Raw genomic sequence first — 25,312 nt, 5'->3', positions numbered from 1 at the left:
CGAAAGCGGGGGGCGGTCGGGAGGGGGGCTCCGACACGACACGCCCACACACCCGAAAAGACCCGATGACCGCCGGACGACGCATCTTCCTGAACATTCGCGCGCTGGGGCTGGCCCGCGTCGCCACCCTGCTGAGCGGGCTGATCACCACGGCCTGGACCGCGCGCGCGCTCGGACCGGACGGGTTCGGCGTGCTGGGCTTCGGCACCTCCATGCTGGCCTACGCCGCGCTGTTCGTGAATCTGGGCCTGTCGACCTACGCGGTCCGCGAGATCGCCCGCGACCGGGAGAAGGCGAGCGATCTCGCGGACCATGTGCTGACCCTGCGGATGCTGCTGGCCGTGCTGGTCGGCGGACTCTACGCCCTGTTCGTGCTCCAGCTCGACAAGCCGGCGCTGGTCAAGGCGGTGCTGCTGGTCCAGGCGGTGCAGCTGCTGGGCAACGCGCTGCTGCTCGACTTCGTCTACCAAGCGACGGAGCGGATGAGCGTCATCGCGGTGCGCGAGATCGGCACGTCGCTCGGCAACATGGTGGCCGTGCTGGTGCTGGTGCGCGGGCCGGACGATCTGGCCATCGCCGCCGGGATCACCGCCGTCTCCTTCGTCCTCAACGCCGCCCTGATGCTCGCCCGCTTCAGCCGCGATTTCCGCATGCCTCGGCCGCGGCTGGACCTCGCCAAGTGGCGGGCAATTTTGAAGACCTCGGCCCCGATGGCGGTCAGCGTCTTCGCCTGGGCGCTGTTCTCCCACCTCGATCTGGTGATGCTCGGCTTCATGGCGCCGCAGACGGAGGTCGGCTGGTACGCCGCGGTGACCAAGCTGCTGGTGCTGTCGCTGACCGCGGGGAACATCATCCTCAGCGCCTTCATGCCTCAGCTCGCCGCCGCCTATGGCGACCGCGAGGCGATGCGGGCGCGGATGCGCGACTACGCCGCCACCATCCTGTCCATCGGCGCGCTGATCGCGGCCGGCGGCTTCACCCTGGCGCCGGCCATCCTGGGCACCGTCTTCGGCCCGGCCTACGCGCCGGCCGCCGACACGCTGCGCCTGCTGATGATCGCGGTCGCCATCGTTCACATCAACCTGACGATGGGCAACCCGCTGCTCGTCTGGCACCGGCAGACCGGCTACATGACCGCCATCCTGATCGGCGGGCTGACCAACGCCGCGCTGAACCTGATCCTGATCCCGCGCTACGGGATCGAGGGCTCCGCCGCCGCCACCATCGTCGCGGAGCTGACCGCCATGACCGGCCTCGCCTGGCAGCACCGGCGGGCGGTCGGCCAGCTCTATCTCGGGATTGCCGCACGGGCGGCGCTGTGCGGCGCGCTCGCCATGGGGGTCACCATGGGATTGACCCACGCGCTGCCGGAGCTGATGGCCCCCGCCCACCCGCTGCCCGCGCTGCTGATCGGCGGCAGCGTGCTGGTCGCGGTCTACGCGCTTGCGGCGCTGCTGACCGGGCTGGTCCGCCCGTCGCGGTTGCGCCGGCTGATCGTGGCGGCGGCATGACGCGCCCGCCTCATCCCGAATCCCGAAGGATGCCGACCGGACGCACCCTTGCCGCCGGTCCGGGGTACCACGAACAAAACAATGCCCGATCAACGGCATAGCCATTTCACGCCACCCCGAAGGGCCGGAACAATGCCGCGTTGCAAGACGTTCGGATTGCGCATGGCGCGGGTGGCGGATGGCGGCGCCTTTGGATGCATGCTCCAATCACTAAGCAGGATCGAAAGACTATGCTCCCAAAGTCCTTTCCCGACCGGAACGTCTGCGTGCTCGGGCTCGGCTATGTCGGGTTGACGCTCGCCGTCGCCATGGCGGATGCGGGGTTCCAGGTGCACGGCGTTGAAGTGCGGGACGAGGTGCTGGACAAGCTGGCCCGCGGCGTCCCCCATTTCCATGAGCCGGGCCTCGCCGAGACGCTGCGGCGCGTGATGGAGCGTGGGCGCTTCACCTTCGGCCGCACGCCGGCGAGCAGCCGGGACTGCTCCGTCTTCATCATCACCGTGGGCACCCCGCTCGACCGCGACGGCCGCGTGCGCACCGACATGATCGAGGCGGCGACCCGCCAGGTGGCCGACTGCATCCACGACGGCGACCTCGTCATCCTGCGCTCCACCGTGAAGCTGGGGACGACCCGCGAGGTGGTGGCGCCGATCCTGCGGCGCACCGGCAAGCGATTCGACATCGCCTTCTGCCCGGAACGCACGCTTGAGGGGCAGGCGCTGATCGAGCTGAACCAGCTTCCCCAGATCATCGGCGCGGAAAGCGTCGAGGTGGCGGCCCGCGCCTCGCAGATCTTCGGCATGCTGACCCCGACGACGGTCAAGGTCTCGACGCTGGAGACCGCGGAGATGATCAAGCTGGTGGACAACACCTACCGCGACGTCACCTTCGCCTTCGCCAACGAGATCGCCCGGCTGTGCAACGCCATGGAGGTGTCGGCGCTGGAGGTGTCGCGGGCGGGCAAGCTGGGCTACCCGCGCACGCAGCTTCCGCTGCCCGGCCCGGTCGGCGGCCCCTGCCTGGAGAAGGACCCGCACATCCTGATCGAATCCGCCCGCGAGTTCGGGGTGGAGATGGACATCACCGCCGCCGGGCGCCGCATCAACGAAAGCCAGCCGCTTGAGGTTTCCCACTTCCTGGAGCGGCTGACCGGCTCCATGCAGGGCTTCCCGCAGGAACCGACCATCAGCCTGATGGGCCTCGCCTTCAAGGGCCGCCCGGCGACCGACGACCTGCGCGGCACCATGGCCAAGCCGCTGTTCGAGGAGTTGCGCACCCGCTTCCCCAAGGCGCGCTGGCGCGGCTTCGACGCGGTGGTGGCGGCGGACGACATCCGCGGCTTCGGGCTGGAGCCCGCCAACAGCATGGCCGAGGCGGTGGAGGGCGCCAACCTCGCCGTCATCCTGAACAACCATCCGGTCTTCACCTCCATGCCGCTGCCGGATCTGGCGCGGCGCATGGACCGGCCGGGGGTCATCTACGACTTCTGGAACAACTTCAACAGCCGCGAGGTGGACCTGCCCGAAGGGACGGCCTACGTGGCGCTGGGCAGCCACGGCGCCGCCCGCTTCGCCCATGTCGCTTGACGCTGCTGCCTGAGGAAACCCAATGCCGAAACATTATCTCGTGACCGGGGGCAGCGGCTTCATCGGCGCCGCCCTGGTGCGCCGGCTGGTGCGCGACGGACACCGCGTGCGCGTTCTCGACGACAACTCCCGTGGCCACCCGCGCCGGCTGGGCGACGCGGTGGACGCGGTCGAGTTCGTGTCGGGCGACATCCGTGACCCGGCGGCGGTGGACAAGGCGGTGCGCGGCGTCGACGGCGTGCTGCATCTGGCCGCCGTCAACGGCACCAAGCACTTCTACGAGAAGCCGGAGGTGGTGCTGGACGTCGGCGTGCGCGGCATGCTGAACGTTCTGGACGCCTGCCGGGCGAACGGGGTGGGCGATCTGGTGGTGGCCTCCTCCTCCGAGGCCTACCAGACACCGCCGATGGTCCCGACGCCGGAGGACATCCCGCTGGTCGTGCCGGACGTGCTGAATCCGCGCTACAGCTACGGCGGGTCGAAGCTGATCTCGGAGCTTCTGGCGGTCAACTGGGGCCGCAGCGGCTTCGACCGCGTCGCCATCTTCCGCCCGCACAACGTCTACGGCCCCGACATGGGGTGGGAGCATGTGGTGCCGGAGTTCGTGCGCCGCGCCGTGGCCGCCATCGACCGCAGCCCGGACGTCCTCGTGCCCTTCCCCATCCAGGGCGACGGCACCCAGACCCGCGCCTTCGTCCACATCGACGACGCGGTGGACGGCATCATGACGGTGATCGAGCGCGGCGCGCACCTCGGCATCTACCATGTCGGCAACCCCGAGGAGATCTCCATCGCCGAACTCGCCCGGCAGATCGTCGCCGTGCTGGGGCGGGTGGCGGACATCCGGATCGGACCGCCCGCCCCCGGCGGCACCCAGCGGCGCAGCCCCGACATCGCCCGCCTCTCCGCGCTCGGCTACGCGCCGCGCATCCCGCTGAAGGACGGTCTGCCCGGCGTGGTGGACTGGTACGCCGCCCGCAGCCGCGACGGCGACGCCCCGATCGCCAGCGCCGCCGAATAAGGGAACCGAGATCCATGGAGCGAAACAGCCGCATCTTCGTCGCGGGGCACCGCGGCCTCGTCGGTTCGGCCATCGTCCGCCGTCTGGTGGAGGCCGGCCACAGCGACCTCGTGCTTCGCGGCCGCGACGAGCTGGACCTGACCGATCAGGCCGCGGTGCGCGCCTTCTTCGACCGGGAGAAGATCGACTACGTGATCCTGGCCGCGGCCAAGGTCGGCGGCATCCTGGCGAACGACCGCTTCGGCGGCGACTTCATCCGCGACAACCTGCTGATCCAGACCAACGTCATCGACGCGGCCTGGCGGGCGGGGGTGAGGAAGCTGCTGTTTCTCGGCTCCTCCTGCCTCTACCCGAAGTTCGCGGAGCAGCCGCTGAAGGAGGAGGCGCTGCTGACCGGCCCGCTGGAGCCGACCAACAAGCCCTACGCCATCGCCAAGATCGCCGGCATCACGCAGTGCCAGGCCTACCGGCGGCAGTACGGCTTCAACGCCATCTGCGCCATGCCGTCCAACCTCTACGGCCCCGGCGACCATTTCGACCCGGAGGGCTCCCACGCCATCCCCGGCATGATCCGGCGCTTCCATGACGCGAAGATGGAGCGGGCGCCGAGCGTCACCCTGTGGGGCACCGGCACGCCGCGGCGCGAGTTCCTCTATGTGGACGACATGGCCGACGCCTGCCTGCATCTGATGGAACGCTACGACGGGGAGGACATCATCAACGTCGGCCCGGGCGAGGACATCGCCATCGGCGATCTGGCCCGGCTGATCCGCGGGGTGGTCGGCTACGAGGGGGCGCTGACCCAGGATCTGAGCAAGCCGGACGGCCATCCGCGCAAGCTGATGGACGTGTCGCGCCTGTTCGCCACCGGCTGGCGGCCCAAGGTCGGTCTGGAGGAGGGGCTGCGCCGCACCTACGGCTGGTTCCTGGAGAACGCCGCCCCGCCGGTCCCCAAGGCGACCATCGGCAACGCCACTGGCGAAGCCGCGGAGTGACCGCCGATGCCCGATGACTCCACACCCCTGCGCACCCACATTGCGGCCCCGGCCGCCTTGCCGCCATCGGTCCTGCTGGTGGCGATGAGCTATTGGCCGGAACCCGCCGGCAGCGCGCCGATGATGACCGACCTCGCCACCGCCTTCGCCGCGGCGGGGACGGACACGACCGTGCTGACCGCGCGCCCCAACTATCCGGGGCAGGCCATCTACGACGGCTACGCCGACGGGGGCGAGGACCGCCGCACCGTGAATGGGGTCCGCATCGAGCGGCTGTTCACCATCCCGCCGAAGGGCGGCGGGATGAAGGCCCGGCTGATCCACGAGGGGGTGCTGCACGCCGGCTTCCTGGCGGCGCGTGCCCGCGGACGGGTCGGGCGGCACAAGGCGGTGCTGTCGCTCTGCCCCTCCATCTTCAGCGTCGCCGTCGCCGACCGCTTCCGGGCGCCGGGCGGCCGGCACATCGCCATCGTGCATGACATCCAGTCGGGCCTCGCCGGCGCGCTGGGCATGGGCGGCGGGGCCGCGCTGAAGGCCATCCAGGCGGTGGAGCGCACCGCGCTGAACCGCGCCGACGGCATCGTCGTGCTGTCGGAGGCGATGGCCGACGTGCTGCGCGATCTCGGCGTGCGGCGGCCGATCACGGTGATCCCGCCCCATGTCGACGCCGACGCCATCCGCCCCCTGCCCCGGCCGGAGGGCCAGCCGCCGACCGTGCTCTACAGCGGCGCCTTCGCCCGCAAGCAGGGGCTGGACCAAGTGCTGGAGATGGCCCGCCACCTGCACGCGCTGCGCCCCGACGCCCGCGTGCTGCTGCGCGGCCAGGGCGGGCTGGAGGAGGAGCTGAAGGCCCAGGCCAAGGCGATGGCGCTGCCCAACGTGGAGTTCGCCCCCCTGATTCCGTCCGACCAGCTCGCCGAGGGGTTGGCGGCGGGCGACGTGCATCTGGTGCCGCAGCGCCCGGAGGGGGCGGCCTTCGCCATGCCGGGCAAGGCGGTGACCATCCTGTCCGCCGGGCGGCCCTTCGTCTGCACCTGCCTGCCGGGCTCGGCGCTCGACCGGCTGGGGACGGAGATCGATGCCTTCCTGCGCACCCCGCCCGACGCGCCGGAGGCCATGGCGCGGGCCGTGGCCGAATTGTTGAACGATCCCGCCCGGAGCGCCGCCATGGGCCGCCGGGGCCGCGCCTGGGTGGAGGGCAACGCCAGCCGCAGCGCCGTCCTGGCGCGCTACGCCACGCTGCTGCTTGGGAATGACGACGCATGACGAAACCCGCCCTGGTCTTCTCCTGGGAAATGTTCGGCCCCTACCACATGGACCGGCTGGAGGCGGTTGGCCGACGGCTCGGCCATCTCTACGACGTTGTCGGACTGGAGGTCGGGTCGAAGTCCCACACCTACGCCTGGGACTCCACCGGGGAGGGGCAGCATTTCCGCAAGGTCACGCTGTTCCCCGGGCGCTCCAAGGCGGACATCCCGTCCTTCCAGGTCTACCGCGCCCTGCTGCGCGAGTGCCGCAAGGCGGGGGCCAGCCACGTCTTCCTGTGCCATTACGAGGAACCGGACGTCTTCGCCCTGGCGGTGACGATGCGTCTGATGGGCCGGCGCGTCGTCAACATGAACGCCTCCAAGTTCGACGACAAGCCGCGCGTCCTCTGGCGCGAGGCGCTGAAGTCCCTGCTCTACAAGCCCTATCAGGCGGCGATCGGGGGCAGCCACCGCACCGTCGACTACTACCGCTTCCTCGGCCTGCCCAAGGACCGGCTGTTCATCGGCTACGACACCCTGTCGCTGGAGCGGGTGCGCCGGCTGTCCGGCATGACCCCGGCGCCCGACGGCGTGCCCTTCGCCGAGCGGCACTTCACCATCATCGCCCGCTTCGTGCCGAAGAAGAACCTGTTCCGCGCGGTCGAGGCCTACGACCTCTACCGCCGGCTGGCGGGAGAGGCGGCGCGGCCCCTGCACCTCTGCGGCTCCGGCCCGCTGGAGGCCGACCTGCGGGCGGAGGTCGCCAGGCGCGGGCTGGAGGGGCACATCCTCTTCCGCGGCTTCCTTCAGGAGAAGGGGATCGCGGAGACGCTGGGCTCCACCCTGTGCCTGCTGCTGCCCTCGCTGGAGGAGCAGTTCGGGCTGGTGGTGAACGAGGCGCTGGCGATGGGCGTGCCGACGATCCTGTCCGACCAGTGCGGCGCCCGCGACGTGCTGATCCGCAGCGGCCTGAACGGCCACATCGTCGAGCCCGACAACCCGGAGGGATTGGCCCGCCACATGCTGTCCGTCGCGTCGGACGAGGCGGAATGGCGCCGCCTCAGCCTCAACGGACGGCCCTTCCAGGCGCTGGCCGACGCCGGCTTTTTCGCGGAGGCCGTGGAGAAGGCCCTGCACAGCCTGGGCGCCCGCAAAGACGCTGCCCGAAGCACTGATGAAAGCGCCCGAAAGGGCACCCGTGAAAGCGAAGCCTGATGACCGACCGCCGCAACACCCCTCACATCGTCGTCTCGGGCCGCCTTCCCCCGCCCATGGACGGGATGAGCCGGGTCACCGCCCTGGTGCTGGATCGCCTGCGCAGTCGCGGTCCGGTCGAGGCCACGGTGGAGGTCGCGGACCTGTCGCCGGGCTGGAACGGCGGCGGCCTGCGCTATCACGCCGCCAAGGCCATGCGCGTCCTGCTGGCGGGCCTGCGTCTGGCGGCCGGGGCGACGATCCCCGGACGGCGCTTCTACATGCCCGTCGATTCAGGGCTGGGGATCTTCTACACGGCGGCGCTGGCCGGCACGGCGCGGCTGTTCGGCTATGAACGCACGCTGCACCACCATTCCTTCGCCACCATCTCCAAACCCACTTGGCGGATGAGCCTGCTGACCCGCCTCGCCGGCACGGACTGCATGCATGTGCTGCTCTGCCCCGCCATGCAGGCGCGGTTCCAGGCGCTCTACCCGGCGGCGCGGACGGCGATGAGCGTGTCCAACGCCATCTTTACCCCGCCGGTACCGCGCCCGCGCCACGGCAAGTCCGGCCCGCTGCGCATCGGCCACCTGTCCAACCTGTGCGCCGACAAGGGCCTGGACACGCTGTTCACCTTGCTGCGCGCCCTGCGGTCGGAGGGGGTGGACGTCAAGCTCGTGCTGGCCGGACCGGGGCTTGGCCGGATGGACAACGCGCTGGTCGCGGCGGGGCTGGTGGCCTTCGACGGCGACGTGGAGTATCGCGGCCCGGTCGACGACGATGCCAAGGCGGCCTTCTACCGCGACATCGACGTCTTCGTCTTCCCCACCCGCTACCGCAACGAGGCGCAGCCGCTGGTGCTGTTCGAGGCGATGGCGGCGGGCGTGCCGGTGCTGGCCTATGACCGCGGCTGCATCGGCAGCGACATTCCCCGTCCCGGTCTCGTCCCCCAGGAGCGGGATTTCATCCAGGCGGTGCTGCCGGCATTGCGCCTCTGGGCCAAGGACCGCGACGCGCTGGCGCTCGCCTCCGAACAGGCCCACGCCCGCGCCCGCGCCGCCCATGAGGCCGGGCACAGCGGTCTCGACGCCCTCCTGGACCGCATCGCCGGCCCGCTGCCCGAAGCCGCCGGAACCGCCGTCCGCCCGAAACGCGCCATGGGCTGACCGTCCTCCTCATATCCAGCGCGCCGCCCTCACCCCCACGCGGGACAGGAACACCGCCAGCCCCGCCAGCGCGCGGGCAGCCCAGGGTGGCGCCGGATCCAGCCGGGCGGCATCGCGGGCGTGGAGACGCTCGTCGAGACGGCAGGCCTCCAGCAGGTTCAGCAGGTCCGGATCGGGGGCGAGCCGCCGCGCCAGGGCGATCTGCCGGGCGTAATGGCCGTCCACCCACGCCTCCACCCCGGCGACCACCGCGTAGAAATAGGGCGGGCCGAGCCAGGCCGGCAGTCCGCCCATCATCCGGCCCGACCAGCGCCAGAAGGCCAGCGGCGCGCTGCGCCTCTCCGGCGGCAGGACCGCCTCGAACAGCCGCAGGTGCCGCCGCTCGACCCTTCGGTGGGAGGCGGCGAAGCGCAGGACCTCAGGATCGGCGGTGGCGCCCGCGACCCCGTCGTATAGGCACACCGCCACGGTCTCGCCGACATGGCTGGCGCGCAGTTCGCGCAGGATGCGCGGCGGCAGGGCGGACAGGTCGAGGCGGGGCGGCGCCAGCCCGACGGTGGCGGACGGCGGCGCCTCGGGAGAGGAGTTGGGCGAGGGAATCCGGGTGTCCACGGGCTCAGCGCGCCCCTTCCGGGCCGATGCGCGACCAGGGAAGCTCCTGGAAGCCGATCTTCAGGGCGGGGGAGTTCGGGCGCAGGCGGTAGTCGTCCTTCGCTGGGTTCATGAAATAGGGGTCGGGCAGGTTGCCTCCTTGAACGGAGCGCGCCTGCGTCCGTTCCATGGCCGCCCCCGGCGCGCGCAGGCCGCGGCCCGGCCGGTCGAAAATGTTGTTCTCCAGCCGGTACTCACCGCCGGTCAGCGCGGTCACCAGCTGCTCCACCGGAACGCGGGCGTGGATGAGGTTGCGGCTGGCCTCGTTGTCGCGCAGGAAGCCCGCCGTCCCCGCCTTCGGCACCCATTCGAAGCGCAGGAAGCGGTCGCGCTCGTCGGTCAGGACGGCGATGTTGTTCTCCACGCGGTTGCCGTCGCCGCCATGGATGAAGACCGACGCCCAGCCGGTGTCCTCCAGGAAGTTGCCTTCCACCCGCACGCCGTTGGTCTGGTCGTCCAGATAGACGCCGAAGCCCTTGTAGCGCGTCAGCCAGCGCCCCGCCGCGTCGGTGGCCAGCCCGCCGGTCCCCCGGATGTCGTTGAAGCGGATCACCAGCTTCGTGTCGATGTCGCTGCGCCCCAGCGTCTCGATGGCGCCGAGGTCGGCGGTCTCCCGCCCGACGTCGCGGATGCGGTTGTACTCGATCACGTTGTCGACGTTCTTCGTCTCCGGGTTCCAGTTCTTCATGGAGATGCCGTAGCGCGCGGCGTGCCGGATGTCGTTGTGGGCGATCCGCGTGCGGGTCACCCCGGCGGTCATGATGCCGGCGCTGTAGAGGTTCACCTCCCCGACATGGCGGATGGTGTTGGCGATGATCCGGTTGCCGGCGCTGCCCGGGGTGAGTTCGATCCCGCTGCGCCCCAGATGCTCCAGGCTGTTGCCGCGCACCTCGCTGTCCGACGCGCCGACCAGCAGCACGCCCGTGCCGACGGCGGTAAAGCGGTTGTTCAGGACGCGGTGCCCCGTGCCACCCGCTAGCCGCACCGCGGCCCCGCTGTAGGGCACATCGGCGAAGGACAGCCCGTCGATGGTGATGGAATCCGCCTTCTCCGCCTGGATCAGCGGGGCGGTTCGGGCCACCACCGCCTCGCCGTCGCGGGCGAAGGCCGCCGGGTCGTGGGGGCGGAGCAGCAGGCGCCGGTCCCTGGCGCTCCAGGCGAACTGGCCGGGGAATTTCAGGAAGTCGGGATGGCCGAGCAGGCGGAAGGTGCTGCCGTCGCGGAACGGGTACCAGCCGTCGCGGTCCAGAACCAGCGTGCCGTTGCGGTCGATGCGCTCGATGCCGCGGATGTCGTCGGCCTGCCGCTCGCGGTCGAGCGCCTGGACGCGCACGCCGGGGACCGCCCAGGCCGCCTGGACGGTGCCGGGCGGAAAGCGGAACTGCCGCTTGTCGCCGCCGCCCTTGGTCTGCTGGGCGACGAACCAGCCGCTGCGGATCGGGTCATGCGGGTCGAAGGCGCCGCTCTGCGCCGCGCGCAGCCGCACCCCGCCGGCGGTCACGTCCAGCCCCGGCTCCCGCGCCAGCGGGGCGGAGACCACGCCGTCCCGCTCCACCTTGAAGCCCGTCACCACCTCCCCGCCCGAGAGGACCGGGGTCTCGCCGGGAAAGGCGGCGATGCGCAGCCCGGAATCCTCAGGACCCAGCGTCACCGTGTCGGTCAGCCGGTGGGTGCCGCCGCGCAGCAGGATCAGGTGCAGGGCGCGCTTGCGCGCCTCCTCCACCGCGCGGGCCAGCGTGGCGACCGGGCCGTCCCGCCCGTCCGGGGTGGAGGCGGCGGCCCGTCCGGACCAGCGGTCGTCGCCCTGGGGAGAGACGTGGATCGCCGGCTCCGCCGCGAAGGACGGGTCGGGGCCAGCCAGCAACAGGACCAGCCACAACAGCCCGCCCGCGAAGAGTCCAGAAATCCGGCGCGTCATATCACCTCCGTTCCGCAACCCAGCGAAACTGGCGGCGGGGGGCGGATGAAGCAAAAGCGCGGACGGGGTGCCTCGAAGGCGCGGCAAGGATAGCCCTGACCGGGAGGCCCTCGCCGTCTGCGCTCCCGGACGGGGGGACCCGACCGGGGCCGGCAGCGTTGCTTCCGGATGCGCCGCCTTCGCTCTTGAGGGTCGGCACGACGACACCGCCCCACCGGCCGTCACCACGGGCCGTGGCCGGCGGTGCCGCGCGTTCACGAGGCCAAGCGGAGTCCGGTATGATCGAAACGGCGTTGATCGCGCAGGTGCTGGTGGTGGCCCTGGTCATCGTGGCCTTCCTGAGCACCGGCACCGCGTCGATGTTCCACCCGCTGACCTACTATCTGATCTTCCACACGCTGGTCTTCGTGATCCGCCCGCTGCTGGTCCACGGCTTCGGCATCGACAACGCCTGGCTGTTCATGGGCTACTGGCCGAGTGCGGCGGAGTTCGTGAAGTCGCTGACGGTCAGTTCGGTCGCCCTGGTCGCCTTCTCCGTCGCCTGCGGCTGGGCCGGACGGGTGAAGCCGGATTTCAGCCGGGCGCCCACCTTCACCTTCGACCGGCTGGACATCACCGCCTTCGCCCTGACCGTGGCGGCGCTGGGGCCGCTGGCCATCTATTCGGCCATTCTGCGCCAGGACGGCGCCGACTTCACCGGCACCGGCGACGTGCAGATGGAGCGCGACCCGCTGACCGGCCAGCCGGTCTACGTCAACACCACCGGCTACATCGCCGAGGCCCATTCGATGGGGCTGCCGCTGACGCTGGGCATCATCTGGGTCAGCCGCTTCCACCCGCTGTCCTTCATCCCCTTCATCGCCTTCGTCAGCTACCGCGCCTATCTCGGCTGGGGGCGATGGGCGATCATCATGGGCGTGCTGGGCATGGTGCTGCTGATCCTCTACCACACGCGCACCAAGTGGTTCCGCTGGTGGCAGCTCGCCTGCGGCCTCCCGGTGCTGCTGCTGTTCCACACGCTGGGCAACAACCGCGACTTCCTGCGCGGCGTGCTGGCCGGCACCGAGAATCCGGGCAAGCTGTTCAGCATCTTCCAGGGCGGCCAGGGCTCCTTCGTGGAGAGCGTGTCGAACCAGGACATCGCCAACTTCGACTTCCTGGCCTTCATCCTGTGGGCGGTGCCTCAGCAGTCGGGGACCTACACCTGGTTCACCCAGTACCTGCAGCTCTTCACCGAGCCGATCCCGCGCATGCTGTGGCCGGACAAGCCCATCGGCGCGCCGGTCAAATGGGTGTCGCTGCATGATTTCGGCAACTTCTCCAACCTGACCACCTCGCTGGCCGGCGACGGCTGGATGAGCGCGGGGTGGATCGGCGTGATCGTCACCATGGTGGTGGTGGGGCTGATCCTGGGCCGGCTGCACCGCTGGTTCTGGGAGTCGGGCTTCACCAACCGCTACGCGGTGCTGTTCTATTGCGCCTTCATCCCGCTGTCGCTGCAATGGTACCGCGACGGCAACATCACCATCGTCAAGTTCGGCTTCTTCTCGCTGCTGCCCATCCTGCTGTGGATCGGCGCGACCAAGGCGCTGCGCCTGTGGATCGGCGACTCCGCCGGGTCGCCGCTCACCCACAACCGCATATCCATTTTCCGCCTGCCCGGCTTCCGGTTCCCCGCGGACCGGGCGTGAGGCGACCGGTGAAGGGCGGATTGGACAGGATCGTTCTGCGCGGGCTGGCCCTGGCCGCGGCCCTGATCCTGCCGCTGGCCTTCGTGCTGGACCCGCCCGACGGCGACCTGACGGAACTGGGCGGCTACGCGGAGAACCGATTCGGCCCCAAGGCGCCCCACGCGATCTTCGTGCCTCCGCTGGCCGAGGCGGCGCGGACCGGCGCCGGTTACGACGTGCTGGTGTTCGGCGACGGATTCTCCCGGCCCGAGGCGGAGGAGCGCCACGCCCGCTACGGCCGTTACTGGACCGACCATCTGCGCAATCTGACCGGCCTGACCGTGGGCGTGCGGCCCGCGGGCGCCGCGCCGCTGGCCGCCTATCTGGCCTCCCCCGACTTCCGGGAGCGCCCGCCGCGCGTCGTGATCCTGCAGTTATCGGAGCGCGACCTGGGGGAGCGCGTCGGCGGGCTGGACCTGTCCACCGTCACCGCTCCCCGCCCCCACGGGGTGACGACGCTGCGCCCCCTCGCCGTCCAGCCCCTCAACCGCCAGCCACGGTCCCTTGAGCGCACCCGCGCGCAGGCCTGGAACCCGCCGCCGGTCGGCCACGCGCTCGACCTGCTGGTCAAGGCGCTGCCGCGCACGGTTCTGAACGTGACCGGCGGTCCGGTGGAAGAGCGGGCCCTGGCCTATGCGGGCCTGTTCAGCTCCGCCGCCGCAACGACCACCCTCTTCCGCGCGGAGGATTTCCAGCCCTGGCGCGCCGACCACCGCCTGCTGGAGGAGCGCCGCGCCGGGCTGCACGCGATCCAGGACGCGGTGGAGGCCAACGGCGTGACGCGCTTCCTGCTGCTGGTCGCGCCCGACAAAGGGACGGTCTACGCCGATTTCCTGCTCGACCCCCCGCCCCACCGGTCCGCGGTGGACGAGGTCATGGCCGCCGACCCGACGCTTCAGGCGGTGCCTCTGGCCGCCGGTCTGACGGCGCTGGCCGCCGGCGGGGTGCGCGATCTCTACGCTCCCAACGGCAGCCGCTGGGGGTTGGAGGGGCAGCTCTACGCGGCGCGCACGGTCGCCCGCACGCTGGGGCGGCTGGGCGTGCTGTCCGGCGCCACCGATCCCTCGCCCGACGTCGCCATCCTGCCCTGCCGGCCGGGCCAGGGCGACTGCGCCACCACGCGCACCCAAACCGACTGATGGACAGGACCAGGAGGAACCGCCCAGCCATGGCTCAGGACATATTCCCGGCAGACGACGGCCCGGCAAACAGCGTCCCGGCGGACATCGCCCAAGGCGTCGTGGCGATCGTCGTCACCCACAACCGCCTGCCGCTTCTGGCCACCTGCGTCGCGGCGATCCTCGGGCAGCACCCGCGACCGGAGCGGCTGGTGGTGGTGGACAGCGGATCCAGCGACGGCACGCCGGAGTGGCTGGCCGCGCAGAAGGAGGCGTGGGACGACGCGCTGGTCGTGGTGCGGCAGGCCAATTGCGGCTCCGCCGGCGCCTACCACACCGCCTTCGAGACGGCGCTCGGCCTCGGCGCCCGCTGGATCTGGAGCACCGACGACGACGGCATCCCGCAGCCGGGCTCGCTGGCCGAGCTGCTGGTCCAGGCGCGGCACCACGGCCTGTCCATGGTCGGCCCGCTGGTGCTGGCGGCGGAGGACCGCTCCACCCTGGCCTTCCCCATGCAGGGCACCCGCGACCCGGACAGCCTGATGGCGCGGGCGGTGGACGGGCTGGTGCCGGGCACCATCGCCCTGTTCAACGGCACGCTGATCGGGCGGGCGGTGTTCGAGCGGATCGGCAACGTGAAGCGCGAGATGTTCATCTGGGGCGACGAGTACGAGTTCACCCTGCGCGCACGCCGCGCCGGGCTGAAGGTCGGCACGGCGGTGAAGGCGCTCCACATCCATCCCGGCATGTCGCGGACGGAGCACAAGGTGCTGGGCGGCCGGCTGGGCACGGTGGAGACGATGCGGGCTGACCGGGCGCCGCATTTCTTCCGCAACATGGGCTACATCCACGCCAACTACGAGAAGGCGGGGGTGATCCCGCGCATGATCGCCAAATACACCGCCCATTATCTGGTGAACCGGGACTTCCGGGGCTTGCGCGTCTTCCTGGACAGCTACCTGTCCGGCCTGCGCGACGAGTATCCGGAGGAGCTGAAGCGCCCGCCGGTCCGGCTGCCTCTGCCCGAGCGGCCGCGCGCCGCCTCGTCGTCCTCCAGCGAGGTCGCCTGATGCCCACCGTCAGCGCCGTCATCGCCACCTTCAACCGCGCGCCGGAGCTTCGCACCGCGCTGTCCCGCCTGCTGGCCCAGACGCACCCCGTCGCCGAGATCCTGGTGGTGGACGACGGGTCCACGGACGGCACCGACGCGATGGTGCGGGGGGAGTTCCCCACCGTCCGCTACGTCCGGCTGCCGCACAACGCCGGGCTGATCTACGCCCGCAACTTCGGCTTCGTGAACACGGCGGGCGATTACGTGCTGTCGGTGGACGACGATTCCTGGTTCGCCGAGCCGGACGGCCTCGCCCGCGCGGTGGCCTACATGGAGACTCACGCGGACGTGGCGGCGGTGGCCTGCAACATCGAGACGCGCGACGGTCTGGTCTATTTCCCGCGGCGGGCCGACCCCTTCGACGCGCCCTGGTACGTCGGCTGCGGCCATCTGCTGCGCCGCAGCGCGGTCGCCGCCGTCGGCCTCTACATGCCGGAGCTGTACCGCCAGGGGGAGGAGAAGGACCGCTGCCTGCGGCTGATCGGCGCCGGCCACCGGGTGGTCGCGCTGCCCGGCGTCATGGTCTATCACGACAAGAGCGAGAAGGGCCGCAAGCCGGGGCTGGAGCGCTTCTACAACCACCGCAACGACCTGATCCGAGAGATCGCCCGCTGCCCCGCCCGCCTGCTCCCCTGGCGCTTCGCGCGGAGCTGGATCGGCAACAGCTGGAAGAACCTGCGCCACGGCCCGAGGCTGACCGACCTGAAGGTCCTGCTGGCCCTGCCGGAGATCCTCCGCGTCGGCCTGAAGCACCGCGTGCCCGTCAGCGAGGACGCCTACCGCCGCTGGCTGCACCTCTCCAAGACGGCCGCACCCGGCCTTCCCCAATCCGACCCGGCGCCAGCCCACAATCCCCTCCCCCGCCCAGCGGGGGAGGGTTAGGGTGGGGGCAAGCCGCCCCCCTTAAAGCCGCCACCACCTACGCCGACGTTCGCGCCAAATGGTGCCCGATCGCCGTGCGCAGCTTGTTCAGGCGGCGCGGCAGCTTGCGGAGCTGGCGCAGCACGGCGGGCTGCGGCGGGTTGATCGGCTCGCTCAGCAGGTCGGGGGCCATGCGGCGGATCAGCTCCGCCTGATGCTGGCTGGAGCGGCGGACATCCACCGGCATGGCCAGGGCGATCGCCAGGAAGTCCGCGCAGTTGCCGACCTGGAAGAGCTGCCGCCCGGTCAGGTCCACCCCCTGGTCGATGGCTGACAGCCAGCCGGCCACCCGCTGCTCCAGATAGAAGCGGTCGCGCAGGTCCATCGTACCCCCCGGCAGGACGTCCGGCGTCTTGACCACCCAGGCCAGCCACTCGCGCAGGGCCTCGCAGTGGGACGGCGGGTTGTAGAGCTTGCCGCGGAAGGCGTCGAACAGGCGCGCGGCGGTGTCCTCGCCGTCCGCGGCGAGTCCCGGCGGGATCTGTCCCCAGTAGAAGCAGCGCGCCACCTCGAAGACGCCGCCGTGCAGGACCACCGCGCCCTCCGGTACACCGTCCCAGGCGCCGTTGGCGTAGAACTCCCCGTCCATCGCCGCGGTGTGCCCGCCGGTGTGGGCGGCGTAGTCGCGCGCCCGCTGGGCGTCCAGCGGCGGACAGGGGATCAGGTGATGCTCCACCCCGGCCAACCGGGCCAGCTTCGGCGGCAGCTTGCGGTCGCCCGGCGTCAGGTCGCGGTGGTCGAAGGTGAAGGTGGCGAAGGGCACCTCGGCCTTGTGCGCCGCCGCCAGCAGCAGCCGCGTGTCGTAGCCGGCGGTGAGCTGGAGCATCAGCGGGCGGTTGCCGCCTTCCGGCCCCGACAGGGTTCGGTGCAGGTTGCGGATGGCGGTGACCAGGATGGACTCCATCCGCTCATAGGCGAGCGAATCGGAAAAGCCCGGCGGCACCGCCGGGAAGGGCCGGCGGAAGGTCAGGAAGCCCGGATCGTCCATCGGGCGGGCGGGGTCGAGCACCTGGGTCGGCAGCAGCCGACGCACCCCCGCCAGCCCGGAACCGGGCAGCGGGTACCAGTCCAGCCCGGCCTCGTGGGCCAGCGGACGGCGGAAGCTCGCCTCCTCGCCCAGCAGTTCCGCCATCACCCCGGCGCTGGAGGTGAGGGTCAACGCGCCGTCCACCATCCCGTAGAAGCAGCCGAGGGTCCCGCCGGTGTCGAGATGGACCGCCCGGTTGTTGAGCAGAAGCCAGCGCCCCGTCCAGGAACGGCACAGCTCCGCGATGTCCCCGGCGCGCGCGGCGGTCAGCGCCTCCACCGGGTCGGGGCGCGCCGGGTCGGTCTGCACGGGAAGCCCCAGCAGGTGCCAAACCGTCTTGTCGGCGCCCAGCACACGCCGGACCGGCAGATCGGGACAATGGGACAGGACCAGCCCGCCGATGTCACGGCTCACCCAATCCGGACGGAGCGCATGGGCGTTTCTGGACACGATGAATTGCCGCCGGTGCAGCATGCCGACTTCCCCCGGACCTTTCGCGATGTCAGGGGGTAAACACGCCGCACGGCGGGGGAGGCAGGCCCCTACCCCTTTTCACCCTCCTTTGCGCCACCTTCCATCCGGACGGAGAATATTTCCCACGCTTGGGTGGCAGCGCGTGATTGACTCCGGGGGGCGGGACCTCTATACAGCGGGGCTCATTTTTTGCCCTGAGATCGAGGAGTATGGTGCCGTGAAACGCACGTTCCAGCCCAGCAAAATCGTGCGCAAGCGCCGGCATGGCTTCCGCGCCCGCATGGCGACCGTCGGTGGCCGCAAGGTGATTGCCCGCCGTCGCGCCAAGGGCCGCAAGGTCCTGAGCGCCTGATACGCATGGCGGCGCCGGACCCCAGGGTCGGGCGCCTGAAGCGGCGGCCGGAGTTTCTGGCCGTGGCCGGTACACGGCGCAAGCATGTGGCTCCCGGCCTTATCCTGCAGGTGCGCCGACACGACGAACGGCAGCGGCCCGCCCCTGGCGAGCCGCCGATTCGTCTTGGCCTGACGGCGAGCCGCAAAGTGGGGAACGCGGTCGTGCGCAATCGCGCACGCCGCCGCCTTCGCGAAGCGGCCCGCCAAATTCTGATCGCCCACGCGGCCCCCGGTCACGATTTCGTGCTGGTGGCCCGCGCCGCGACGGCCGAACGGCCGTGGACGGAGCTGCTGGGCGATCTGATCGCGGCGCTGAAACGCCTCGGTCTGTGGCGCGATGCGTCCAAGAACGAGGTGAATGGCGGGCCAAACGCCGTCACACCCAACGGCGGGACCGGCAACGGTTCCGGCGGCGGGGAGACCGGCGCGTGAGCCCGCTCGCCTATTTTCTGCGCGCGCTCGTGGTCGGCTATCAGTGGACCCTGTCGCCCTTCATCGGGTGGCACTGCCGATTTCAGCCGACCTGTTCAAACTATGCGCTGGATGCGCTATCTAAGCACGGAGCGATCCGGGGCAGTTGGCTGACCGTCCGGAGGCTTCTGCGCTGCCATCCCTGGGGCGGGTGGGGATATGATCCCGTGCCCGAACCGGGGCGGTCCACCCGCTGTTCGCACGGGCCGGACGAGGCGGCGCATCGATGCAGCAATTCGCATGCCGGCCTGAAAGCCGGCGTTCGGCCCCCTTCTTGATGAAGGCCCACGGCAACCGGGATGCCATGACCGATCAACGCAACCTCATCCTCGCGATCGCTCTGTCGATCGCCATCCTCCTGGGATTCCAATATTTCTACGATGGACCCCGGGTGAAGCAGCAGCAGGCTGCGCAGCAGGCCGCCCAGACGGAGCAGTCGGTCGCCCCCGGCGCCGCGCCCGCTCCGGGCGCCGCTCCCGGTTCGGTCCCCGGCACGGCGGCTCCCGCCACGGTCCGCGACCGCGCCGGCCTGCTCGCCGAGCAGATGGCCGCCGGAACGCGCGTCAAGATCAACACGCCGTCGCTGCACGGATCGGTCAATCTGGTTGGGGGCCGCATCGACGACCTGACGCTGGCCGACTACCGCGTCACCCCCGATCCCAAGAGCCCGGAAATCGTCCTGCTGGCCCCCGCCGGCACGCCCGAGGCCTATTACGCCGAGTTCGGCTGGGTTCCGGAGGACAAGTCGCAGCCGGTTCCCGGCGCCGACACCCGCTGGACCGCCGCCGGCACCGCGCTGACGCCGGACCAGCCGCTGGTCCTGACCTGGGACAACGGCAAGGGGCTGGTGTTCGAGCGCACCATCGCGGTCGATCCGAACTTCATGTTCACGGTCACCCAGAAGGTGCGCAACACCGGCTCCGCCCCGGTCAGCCTGCTGCCCTACAGCCTGGTCAGCCGCGCCGGCACGCCGCACACCGACGGCTACTACATCCTGCATGAGGGCCCGCTCGGCGTCTTCGACGGCAAGCTGAACGAGCACAAGTACGACGACCTGCGCAAGGCCGGCACCATCTCCGCCCAGTCGACCGGCGGCTGGATCGGCATCACCGACAAGTACTGGCTGGTCTCGCTGGTCCCCGACCAGAAGGCCCCGATCACCGCCCGCTTCGTCCACTCCGCCCCCGGCGCCGCCGACCGCTATCAGGTCGACACGCTCGGCAAGGCCGTGGAGGTCGCCCCCGGCGCCACCATCGAACTGACCGACCGCCTGTTCGCCGGCGCCAAGCAGGTCCGCCTGCTGGACGACTATTCGGACAAGCTGGGCATCGCCAACTTCGATCTGGCGATCGACTTCGGCTGGTTCTACTTCCTGACCAAGCCGTTCTTCTACGGGCTGGACCTGCTGGGCCGCCTGTTCGGCAACTTCGGCGTCGCCATCCTGGTCTTCACCGTGATCGTGAAGCTGGCCTTCTTCCCGCTGGCCAACAAGTCCTATCACGCGATGGCCAAGATGAAGAAGCTGCAGCCCAAGATGATGGAGCTGCGCGACCGCTTCGGCGACGACAAGGTCCGCCTGAACCAGGAGATGATGGCGCTCTACAAGCGCGAGAAGGTCTCGCCGGTGTCGGGCTGCCTGCCGATCCTGATCCAGATCCCGGTCTTCTTCGCGCTGTACAAGGTGCTGTTCGTGACCATCGAAATGCGGCACGCGCCGTTCTTCGGCTGGATCCACGACCTGTCCGCGCCCGATCCGACCACCATCTTCAACCTGTTCGGTCTGATCCCGTGGCAGCCGCCGCACATCCTGATGCTGGGCCTGTGGCCGATCATCATGGGCATCACCATGTACTTCCAGCAGAAGCTGAACCCGGCACCGCCCGATCCGGTGCAGCAGAAGGTGTTCCAGTTCCTGCCGATCATCTTCACCTTCATGCTCGCCAGCTTCCCGGCTGGTCTGGTGATCTACTGGGCCTGGAACAACACCCTGTCCATCGCCCAGCAGTGGATCATCATGCGGCAGGACGGTGTGAAGGTGACCTGAGGGTTCTCTTCGCCTGATACCCGGCTTCCCTGACATCAGGGCATCGACCGCCGGCAAGCGCCTCCCTTGACGGGCGTTTGCCGGCGGTTATGTTTTGGGCCGGTCACGATCATCCGTACCCCGTGTCTTTCGAAAGCGCCGTCCATGACCTCTTCCAGCAGCTCCCCGATCTCCGGTTTCGACGAGGAGGCCCTGGAAGCGGGGCGGCTTCTGTTCGCCAAGGAATGCGATTTCATCTGGGGCGCCCAGACGGCGGAGCAGCTGCCGGAGGCCGACCTGCCGGAGGTCGCCTTCGCCGGGCGCTCCAACGTCGGCAAGTCCAGCCTCGTCAACGCGCTGACCGGGCGCAAGACGCTGGCCCGCACCTCCAACACGCCGGGCCGCACCCAGCAGCTCAACTTCTTCAACCTCGGCAACCGGCTGAAGCTGGTGGACATGCCCGGCTACGGCTACGCCAAGGAGTCGAAGGAGAAGATCGAGATCTGGAACGACATGGTCCGCCGCTTCCTGCGCGGCCGCGTCACGCTGCGCCGGGCTCTGGTGCTGGTCGATTCGCGCCACGGGCTGAAGCCCAACGACGAGGAGATCATGACGATGCTCGATCAGGCGGCGGTGCCCTACGTCGTCGTCCTGACCAAGTCGGACAAGGTGCGGTCGCAGGAGCTGGCCGAGGTGAGCAAGCGCACCGTCGCGGCCATCAAGAAGCACCCCGCCGCCTTCCCGGAGATCCACGTCACCAGCTCCGAGAAGGGCCAGGGAATCGCCGAGCTGCGGGCCAGCCTCGCCCAGCTCGCCAGCCTGGGATGACCCGATGCCCGTCGAGCTGACGCCGGCGCTGCTGTTCCTCCTCCAGGCGATCCTGCTGATCGCCGGTCCGTTCCTGTTGTGGCGGCTGTCCGGCCTGAAGCATGTGGCCCCGATGGTGGTCATCCAGATCCTGTTCGGGATCGCGCTCGGCCCTTCGGTTCTCGGGCAGGCCGCCCCGGAACTCTGGCAACCGCTGTTCGCCAAGGGATCGCTGGCGCCGCTCTCCGGTCTGGCTCTGCTCGCCGTGGTCTTCTTCGCCTTCCTGACCGGGCTGCATCTCGATCTGGAGGAGTTCAAGGGCCGCGGTCGCGCCTTCGTCGGGATCAGCCTGTCGAGCATGATGGTGCCGACCCTGCTCGGCGGGGCGCTCGGCTGGTGGATCGTCGGCGCCTTCCCGGAGATGGCCGGACCGAAGGCCGACCCGCTGCTGTTCGCCGCGGGCTTCGGCATCTGCGTCGGGGTGACCGCGCTGCCGGTGCTGGGCGCCATCCTGCGCGAGATGGGTCTGCTCGGGGAGCGGGTCGGCCGGTTGGCGCTGGGCTACGCGGCGGTCAACGACGCGCTGCTGTGGATTCTCATCACCGCCGTGCTGGCCCTGGCGGCGGGGGGAAGCGGCGGCTTCGCCGGGGTGGCGTGGATCGCCGTCCTGGGCTTCGCCTATCTGGCCGCGACGGCGCTGTTCGCGCGCCCCCTGCTGACCCGGCTGATGAACCGCATCGCCCCGGACGGTGATGTCGGCGACATGGTGGTGGTGGTCACCTGCGCCGCCCTGCTCGGTTCCGCCGCGGTGACGGAGCTGATCGGGCTGCACTACATCCTGGGCGCCTTCGTCGCCGGCACGGTCATGCCGCGGCGGCTGGCGGCGGCCATCCTGGACCGGCTGGAGCATTTCGCCACGCTGATCCTGCTGCCCTTCTTCTTCACCCTGACCGGTCTGAAGGTCAATCTCGACCTCGCCGCCGCGGCGCAATGGTGGGTCTTCGCTCTGGCGACGGTGGCGACCATCCTGGGCAAGGTTCTGGGCACCGCCCTGCCCGCCCGGCTGTCGGGCGAGAGCGCCGCCGATTCCTGGCGGCTCGGCACGCTGATGTCCTGTAAGGGGCTGATGGAGGTGATCGTCCTGACCATCCTGCTGGAGGCCGGTGTGCTGTCGGACGCCTGCTTCTCCGCCATGGTGCTGATGGCGGTGGTGGTCACCGCGCTGACCCAGCCGATGACCCTGCTGGCCGGGCGGATCGCCGGCCGCCGGGCGGGTCACGCCGGCACAGCCTGACCCGTCAGCCGGGCTCCCTCAACCGGGCTTGCGCACGTTCCCGGTCACCACCGGATCGGCGCCCGGTCCCTCCGACCCGGCCTTGCCGTCCCCGCGGGCCTGTTCCTTCAGCGCCTTGTTGGCCTCCGTCACCTCCTGCGCGTCGGGGGAGCCGTAGATTTCCTCGGCCCGCCGGGCGGTCTCCTCCATCTCGGCCTTGTGGGCCTCGGTGAAGGGGTTGCGCGGCGTCGGCATGATGCGGTCGTTCATGACCGGGTCCTTGGGCGGTTCGTCCTGCTTTGGCGAACCGCCGGGCGCGGCAAGGGTTCCCGGACGCGGCGCCCGCCTGAAAAAGCCCCCTAGGCACCCCCCGCGCTTTCCGTTAAAGAGTCGGCGGAATCTCACCCGATTGGCCCACCCCGACGAACGGCTCCATCCCGTGCAGAACACGACCCGCGACGAGTGGCTCGCCAAGGCCCGCACCCTGTCCGAAGCCCTGCCCTACATGCGCCGCTACGCCGGGCGCACCTTCGTCATCAAGTACGGCGGCCACGCCATGGGTGACGACAGCCTGGCGGAGAAGTTCGCCCGCGACATCGTCCTGCTGAAGCAGGTCGGCATCAACCCCGTGGTCGTGCACGGCGGCGGCCCGCAGATTGGTCAGATGCTGCAGCGGCTGGCCATCAAGTCCAGCTTCATCGACGGCCTGCGCGTCACCGACAAGGAGACGGTCGAGGTGGTCGAGATGGTGCTGGCCGGCTCCATCAACAAGCAGATCGTCGCCGCCATCAACAACGCGGGCGGCCGCGCCGTCGGCCTGTCGGGCAAGGACGGCAGCCTGATCACCGCGCGCAAGCTGCGCCGCACCCAGCGCGACCCGGACAGCAACATCGAGAAGGTGCTGGACCTCGGCTTTGTCGGTGAGCCCTATCAGGTGAACCCGCAGATCATCACGTCGCTCGCCCAGTCGGACATCATCCCGGTCATCGCCCCGATCGGCTTCGACCGCAACGGCGACACCTACAACATCAACGCCGACACGGCGGCGGGCGCCGTCGCCTCGGCGCTGGGCGCCACCCGCTTCTTCCTGCTGACCGACGTCGCCGGCGTTCTGGACAAGAACAAGGAGCTGGTGCCGCGCCTGTCGCTGGACCAGGCGCGCGCCGCCATCGCCGACGGCACCGCCACCGGCGGCATGATCCCGAAGATCGAGACCTGCATCGACGCCGTCGAACAGGGTGTGGACGCCGCCGTCATCCTGGATGGCCGGGTGCCGCACGCCCTGCTGCTGGAGATCTTCACCGAGGGCGGGGCCGGCACGCTGATCGGCCGCGAGTAACCGGGTTAAGCGAGGGGACCGGCCATGTCCGACGTGCGCAAGGACCTGCTCCGCCAGATGAAGGCCATCCGCGAACGGATGGACCCGAAGCTGCTGGAGCGCGCCAAGCTGTCGGTCTTCGGCAAGGTCCCCTACGACCGCGACTCGGCGAAGGAAGCCGTCGGGCATTTCCTCGACTCCAAAGACGACGGCGGGGCCTTCCGCCGCAAGCTGGAGGCCGCGCTGCGCCAGGACGGCGCTCAGCTCGACCTCCCGGAGGGGGAAACCGACGGCCCCGCCGAGCCGCCCCAGCCGCGCAAGCCGCGCCGCTTCGGCCGTCTCCTCTAAGGCGGGCCGCCATGCTCCACGTCTTCGCCTGCGACGGTGACCGGCTGCGCTGGGCCCGCGAGGCCGAGGGCGTCCGCACCCCGCTGCCCGCCGAAACCGTCTGGCTCGACCTGCAGAACCCGACTCCGGAGGAGCTGGCCCGCGCCGAGGCGCTGATGGGCATCAAGCTGCCGACTCGGGAGCAGATGGCCGAGATCGAGGAGTCGAGCCGCCTGCGCATCACCCCCGGCGCCGTGCACATGACGGCGCTCGTCCTGGTCTGGGCCGACACCGACCAGCCGCGCATCGTGCCGGTCAGCTTCGTCCTGGCCGGCGGGCGGCTCGCCACCATCCACACCGTCGATCCGCAGCCCTTCCTGGCCTTCCGCCGCCGCGTCACCCGCAACGGCGGCGCGGAGCTGACGGCGGAGGCGGTCCTGGCCGCCCTGCTGGATGGGGTGGTGGAGCGCACCGCCGCCGTCCTGCGCCGCGTCGGGCTGGAGCTGGACACCATGGGCAGCCGCGCCTTCCGCGGGCGCGCCCTGCCGGTCAAGGGGGAGCGGCGGAACGACACCCGGACGCTGAAGCGCATCGGCCACACCGGACACCTGATCGGCAAGGCGCATGTCAGCCTGTCGACGCTCAACCGCCTGCTGACCTTCCTGGCCCGCGGCGAGGGCTGGACCCCGGCCAAGCGGACCCGGCGCTGGGCGCGCGCCGCCTTGCAGGACGTGACGGGGCTCGGCGAATACGCCCAGTTCCTGTCGGGAAAGGTCAGCCTGCTGCTGGACACCACGCTGGGACGCATCAACGTCGAGCAGAATGAGATCGTGAAGATCGTCTCGATCCTGACGGTCGCCCTGTTCCCACCGACCCTGGTCGCCAGCATCTACGGCATGAATTTCGCGAACATGCCGGAAAAGGACTGGACCTTCGGCTATCCGTTGGCGGTGATGCTGATGATCCTGTCGGCGGCGTTGCCCATGATCTTCTTCAAGCGGCGGCGCTGGCTGTAAAGGACGCTTCA

24 protein-coding genes are annotated in these 25,312 nt (G+C 70.3%); 20 read left to right on the top strand and 4 right to left on the bottom strand.

The features are described from left to right. Nucleotides 1-65 precede the first annotated feature (65 nt). The 7 genes from H0B54_RS01500 (at nucleotide 66) to H0B54_RS01470 (ending at nucleotide 8,723) form a co-directional block, all read left to right on the top strand. Nucleotides 66-1,511: a flippase gene (locus H0B54_RS01500; RefSeq protein WP_188258960.1), complete on the top strand. Its 1,446-nt coding sequence runs from the start codon at nucleotides 66-68 to the stop codon at nucleotides 1,509-1,511. 230 nt (nucleotides 1,512-1,741) lie between these two features. Beyond that, a complete protein-coding gene (locus tag H0B54_RS01495; RefSeq protein ID WP_188258959.1) occupies nucleotides 1,742-3,097 on the top strand; it encodes a nucleotide sugar dehydrogenase in 1,356 nt (451 codons plus the stop codon). Nucleotides 3,098-3,119: 22 nt separating this feature from the next. Beyond that, the gene (locus H0B54_RS01490; RefSeq protein ID WP_188258958.1) at nucleotides 3,120-4,118 is read left to right on the top strand and encodes an NAD-dependent epimerase/dehydratase family protein; all 999 of its coding nucleotides are present in this window, start codon (nucleotides 3,120-3,122) and stop codon (nucleotides 4,116-4,118) included. Between the two features lie 14 nt (nucleotides 4,119-4,132). After that, a complete protein-coding gene (locus H0B54_RS01485; protein WP_188258957.1) occupies nucleotides 4,133-5,113 on the top strand; it encodes a GDP-L-fucose synthase family protein in 981 nt (326 codons plus the stop codon). Nucleotides 5,114-5,119: 6 nt separating this feature from the next. Further along, nucleotides 5,120-6,379 carry a glycosyltransferase family 4 protein gene (locus tag H0B54_RS01480; protein ID WP_188258956.1) on the top strand — a complete coding sequence of 420 codons (1,260 nt, stop codon included), beginning with the start codon at nucleotides 5,120-5,122 and terminating at the stop codon, nucleotides 6,377-6,379. After that, a complete protein-coding gene (locus H0B54_RS01475) occupies nucleotides 6,376-7,575 on the top strand; it encodes a glycosyltransferase (protein ID WP_188258955.1) in 1,200 nt (399 codons plus the stop codon). The genes H0B54_RS01480 and H0B54_RS01475 overlap by 4 nt, the downstream gene beginning before the upstream one ends. Further along, entirely contained in the window at nucleotides 7,575-8,723 is a 1,149-nt protein-coding gene (locus H0B54_RS01470; protein WP_188258954.1) for a glycosyltransferase family 4 protein, read from the top strand. Before H0B54_RS01475 ends, H0B54_RS01470 begins: the two co-directional genes overlap by 1 nt. 9 nt (nucleotides 8,724-8,732) lie before the next feature. Here H0B54_RS01470 and H0B54_RS01465 read toward each other — a convergent pair whose 3' ends face one another. Then, nucleotides 8,733-9,335: a demethoxyubiquinone hydroxylase family protein gene (locus H0B54_RS01465; protein ID WP_343068874.1), complete on the bottom strand. Its 603-nt coding sequence runs from the start codon at nucleotides 9,333-9,335 to the stop codon at nucleotides 8,733-8,735. Between the two features lie 4 nt (nucleotides 9,336-9,339). Beyond that, nucleotides 9,340-11,292, bottom strand: a complete 1,953-nt coding sequence (locus H0B54_RS01460; RefSeq protein WP_188258953.1) for a right-handed parallel beta-helix repeat-containing protein — start codon at nucleotides 11,290-11,292, stop codon at nucleotides 9,340-9,342. 278 nt (nucleotides 11,293-11,570) lie between these two features. Between H0B54_RS01460 and H0B54_RS01455 the strand changes: the two genes are divergently transcribed. From H0B54_RS01455 to H0B54_RS01440, 4 genes are read left to right on the top strand one after another with little or no spacing between them, the layout of a single operon-like run. Next, complete coding sequence (locus H0B54_RS01455; protein WP_188258952.1) at nucleotides 11,571-12,983, top strand: hypothetical protein; 1,413 nt, start codon at nucleotides 11,571-11,573, stop codon at nucleotides 12,981-12,983. Between the two features lie 20 nt (nucleotides 12,984-13,003). Next, on the top strand, nucleotides 13,004-14,161 hold the full coding sequence (locus H0B54_RS01450; RefSeq protein WP_188258951.1) for an alginate O-acetyltransferase AlgX-related protein: 1,158 nt from the start codon (nucleotides 13,004-13,006) through the stop codon (nucleotides 14,159-14,161). A 29-nt stretch (nucleotides 14,162-14,190) separates the two neighbouring features. Then, nucleotides 14,191-15,210 (top strand): glycosyltransferase, encoded by a 1,020-nt coding sequence (locus H0B54_RS01445; protein WP_188258950.1) that lies wholly within the window; start codon nucleotides 14,191-14,193, stop codon nucleotides 15,208-15,210. Beyond that, nucleotides 15,210-16,133 (top strand): glycosyltransferase family 2 protein, encoded by a 924-nt coding sequence (locus H0B54_RS01440; protein WP_188258949.1) that lies wholly within the window; start codon nucleotides 15,210-15,212, stop codon nucleotides 16,131-16,133. The genes H0B54_RS01445 and H0B54_RS01440 overlap by 1 nt, the downstream gene beginning before the upstream one ends. Nucleotides 16,134-16,170: 37 nt before the next feature. Here H0B54_RS01440 and H0B54_RS01435 read toward each other — a convergent pair whose 3' ends face one another. Continuing rightward, nucleotides 16,171-17,613: a hypothetical protein gene (locus H0B54_RS01435; protein ID WP_188258948.1), complete on the bottom strand. Its 1,443-nt coding sequence runs from the start codon at nucleotides 17,611-17,613 to the stop codon at nucleotides 16,171-16,173. Nucleotides 17,614-17,890: 277 nt separating this feature from the next. Between H0B54_RS01435 and rpmH the strand changes: the two genes are divergently transcribed. The 6 genes from rpmH to H0B54_RS01405 all read left to right on the top strand — a co-directional run bounded on the left by rpmH (nucleotide 17,891) and on the right by H0B54_RS01405 (nucleotide 22,661). Next, complete coding sequence (rpmH, locus tag H0B54_RS01430; protein WP_149468452.1) at nucleotides 17,891-18,025, top strand: 50S ribosomal protein L34; 135 nt, start codon at nucleotides 17,891-17,893, stop codon at nucleotides 18,023-18,025. A gap of 5 nt (nucleotides 18,026-18,030) precedes the next feature. Continuing rightward, nucleotides 18,031-18,498: a ribonuclease P protein component gene (gene rnpA, locus H0B54_RS01425; RefSeq protein ID WP_188258947.1), complete on the top strand. Its 468-nt coding sequence runs from the start codon at nucleotides 18,031-18,033 to the stop codon at nucleotides 18,496-18,498. Further along, the gene (yidD, locus tag H0B54_RS01420; protein ID WP_343068883.1) at nucleotides 18,396-18,815 is read left to right on the top strand and encodes a membrane protein insertion efficiency factor YidD; all 420 of its coding nucleotides are present in this window, start codon (nucleotides 18,396-18,398) and stop codon (nucleotides 18,813-18,815) included. Before rnpA ends, yidD begins: the two co-directional genes overlap by 103 nt. Nucleotides 18,816-18,841: 26 nt before the next feature. Beyond that, nucleotides 18,842-20,581 carry a membrane protein insertase YidC gene (gene yidC, locus H0B54_RS01415; protein WP_188258945.1) on the top strand — a complete coding sequence of 580 codons (1,740 nt, stop codon included), beginning with the start codon at nucleotides 18,842-18,844 and terminating at the stop codon, nucleotides 20,579-20,581. Between the two features lie 144 nt (nucleotides 20,582-20,725). Next, nucleotides 20,726-21,388 carry a ribosome biogenesis GTP-binding protein YihA/YsxC gene (gene yihA, locus H0B54_RS01410; protein WP_094301733.1) on the top strand — a complete coding sequence of 221 codons (663 nt, stop codon included), beginning with the start codon at nucleotides 20,726-20,728 and terminating at the stop codon, nucleotides 21,386-21,388. Between the two features lie 4 nt (nucleotides 21,389-21,392). Further along, a complete protein-coding gene (locus H0B54_RS01405; protein ID WP_188258944.1) occupies nucleotides 21,393-22,661 on the top strand; it encodes a cation:proton antiporter domain-containing protein in 1,269 nt (422 codons plus the stop codon). An 18-nt stretch (nucleotides 22,662-22,679) separates the two neighbouring features. Here the strand turns inward: H0B54_RS01405 and H0B54_RS01400 are convergent, their stop codons facing one another. Beyond that, a complete protein-coding gene (locus H0B54_RS01400) occupies nucleotides 22,680-22,910 on the bottom strand; it encodes a hypothetical protein (protein ID WP_137103558.1) in 231 nt (76 codons plus the stop codon). 169 nt (nucleotides 22,911-23,079) lie between these two features. On the opposite strand from H0B54_RS01400, the gene argB reads away from it, so the two are divergent. Genes argB through H0B54_RS01385 form a run of 3 tightly spaced genes read left to right on the top strand, consistent with a single transcriptional unit; the run spans nucleotide 23,080 to nucleotide 25,301 of the window. Continuing rightward, a complete protein-coding gene (gene argB, locus H0B54_RS01395) occupies nucleotides 23,080-23,979 on the top strand; it encodes an acetylglutamate kinase (RefSeq protein ID WP_094302012.1) in 900 nt (299 codons plus the stop codon). 24 nt (nucleotides 23,980-24,003) lie between these two features. Further along, nucleotides 24,004-24,306, top strand: coding sequence for a hypothetical protein (locus tag H0B54_RS01390; protein ID WP_188258943.1), 303 nt, complete (start codon nucleotides 24,004-24,006; stop codon nucleotides 24,304-24,306). A gap of 11 nt (nucleotides 24,307-24,317) precedes the next feature. Beyond that, nucleotides 24,318-25,301: a magnesium transporter CorA family protein gene (locus H0B54_RS01385; protein WP_188258942.1), complete on the top strand. Its 984-nt coding sequence runs from the start codon at nucleotides 24,318-24,320 to the stop codon at nucleotides 25,299-25,301. The last annotated feature ends 11 nt before the right edge of the window (nucleotides 25,302-25,312 follow it).

It is taken from the genome of Azospirillum tabaci (assembly GCF_014596085.1).
In the GTDB taxonomy this organism is placed as follows: domain Bacteria; phylum Pseudomonadota; class Alphaproteobacteria; order Azospirillales; family Azospirillaceae; genus Azospirillum; species Azospirillum tabaci.
The sequence above is the reverse complement of the archived record's forward strand: the minus strand, read 5'-3'. Positions and strand labels throughout refer to the sequence as shown.

What these genes read in the sequence shown, in the direction of transcription:
- H0B54_RS01500 (WP_188258960.1), top strand. Translation starts at nt 66, where the DNA reads ATGACCGCCGGACGACGCATCTTCCTGAACATTCGCGCGCTGGGGCTG.
- H0B54_RS01495 (WP_188258959.1), top strand. Translation starts at nt 1,742, where the DNA reads ATGCTCCCAAAGTCCTTTCCCGACCGGAACGTCTGCGTGCTCGGGCTC.
- H0B54_RS01490 (WP_188258958.1), top strand. Translation starts at nt 3,120, where the DNA reads ATGCCGAAACATTATCTCGTGACCGGGGGCAGCGGCTTCATCGGCGCC.
- H0B54_RS01485 (WP_188258957.1), top strand. Translation starts at nt 4,133, where the DNA reads ATGGAGCGAAACAGCCGCATCTTCGTCGCGGGGCACCGCGGCCTCGTC.
- H0B54_RS01480 (WP_188258956.1), top strand. Translation starts at nt 5,120, where the DNA reads ATGCCCGATGACTCCACACCCCTGCGCACCCACATTGCGGCCCCGGCC.
- H0B54_RS01475 (WP_188258955.1), top strand. Translation starts at nt 6,376, where the DNA reads ATGACGAAACCCGCCCTGGTCTTCTCCTGGGAAATGTTCGGCCCCTAC.
- H0B54_RS01470 (WP_188258954.1), top strand. Translation starts at nt 7,575, where the DNA reads ATGACCGACCGCCGCAACACCCCTCACATCGTCGTCTCGGGCCGCCTT.
- H0B54_RS01460 (WP_188258953.1), bottom strand. Translation starts at nt 11,292, where the DNA reads ATGACGCGCCGGATTTCTGGACTCTTCGCGGGCGGGCTGTTGTGGCTG.
- H0B54_RS01455 (WP_188258952.1), top strand. Translation starts at nt 11,571, where the DNA reads ATGATCGAAACGGCGTTGATCGCGCAGGTGCTGGTGGTGGCCCTGGTC.
- H0B54_RS01445 (WP_188258950.1), top strand. Translation starts at nt 14,191, where the DNA reads ATGGCTCAGGACATATTCCCGGCAGACGACGGCCCGGCAAACAGCGTC.
- H0B54_RS01440 (WP_188258949.1), top strand. Translation starts at nt 15,210, where the DNA reads ATGCCCACCGTCAGCGCCGTCATCGCCACCTTCAACCGCGCGCCGGAG.
- rnpA (WP_188258947.1), top strand. Translation starts at nt 18,031, where the DNA reads ATGGCGGCGCCGGACCCCAGGGTCGGGCGCCTGAAGCGGCGGCCGGAG.
- yidC (WP_188258945.1), top strand. Translation starts at nt 18,842, where the DNA reads ATGACCGATCAACGCAACCTCATCCTCGCGATCGCTCTGTCGATCGCC.
- yihA (WP_094301733.1), top strand. Translation starts at nt 20,726, where the DNA reads ATGACCTCTTCCAGCAGCTCCCCGATCTCCGGTTTCGACGAGGAGGCC.
- H0B54_RS01405 (WP_188258944.1), top strand. Translation starts at nt 21,393, where the DNA reads ATGCCCGTCGAGCTGACGCCGGCGCTGCTGTTCCTCCTCCAGGCGATC.
- H0B54_RS01400 (WP_137103558.1), bottom strand. Translation starts at nt 22,910, where the DNA reads ATGAACGACCGCATCATGCCGACGCCGCGCAACCCCTTCACCGAGGCC.
- H0B54_RS01390 (WP_188258943.1), top strand. Translation starts at nt 24,004, where the DNA reads ATGTCCGACGTGCGCAAGGACCTGCTCCGCCAGATGAAGGCCATCCGC.
- H0B54_RS01385 (WP_188258942.1), top strand. Translation starts at nt 24,318, where the DNA reads ATGCTCCACGTCTTCGCCTGCGACGGTGACCGGCTGCGCTGGGCCCGC.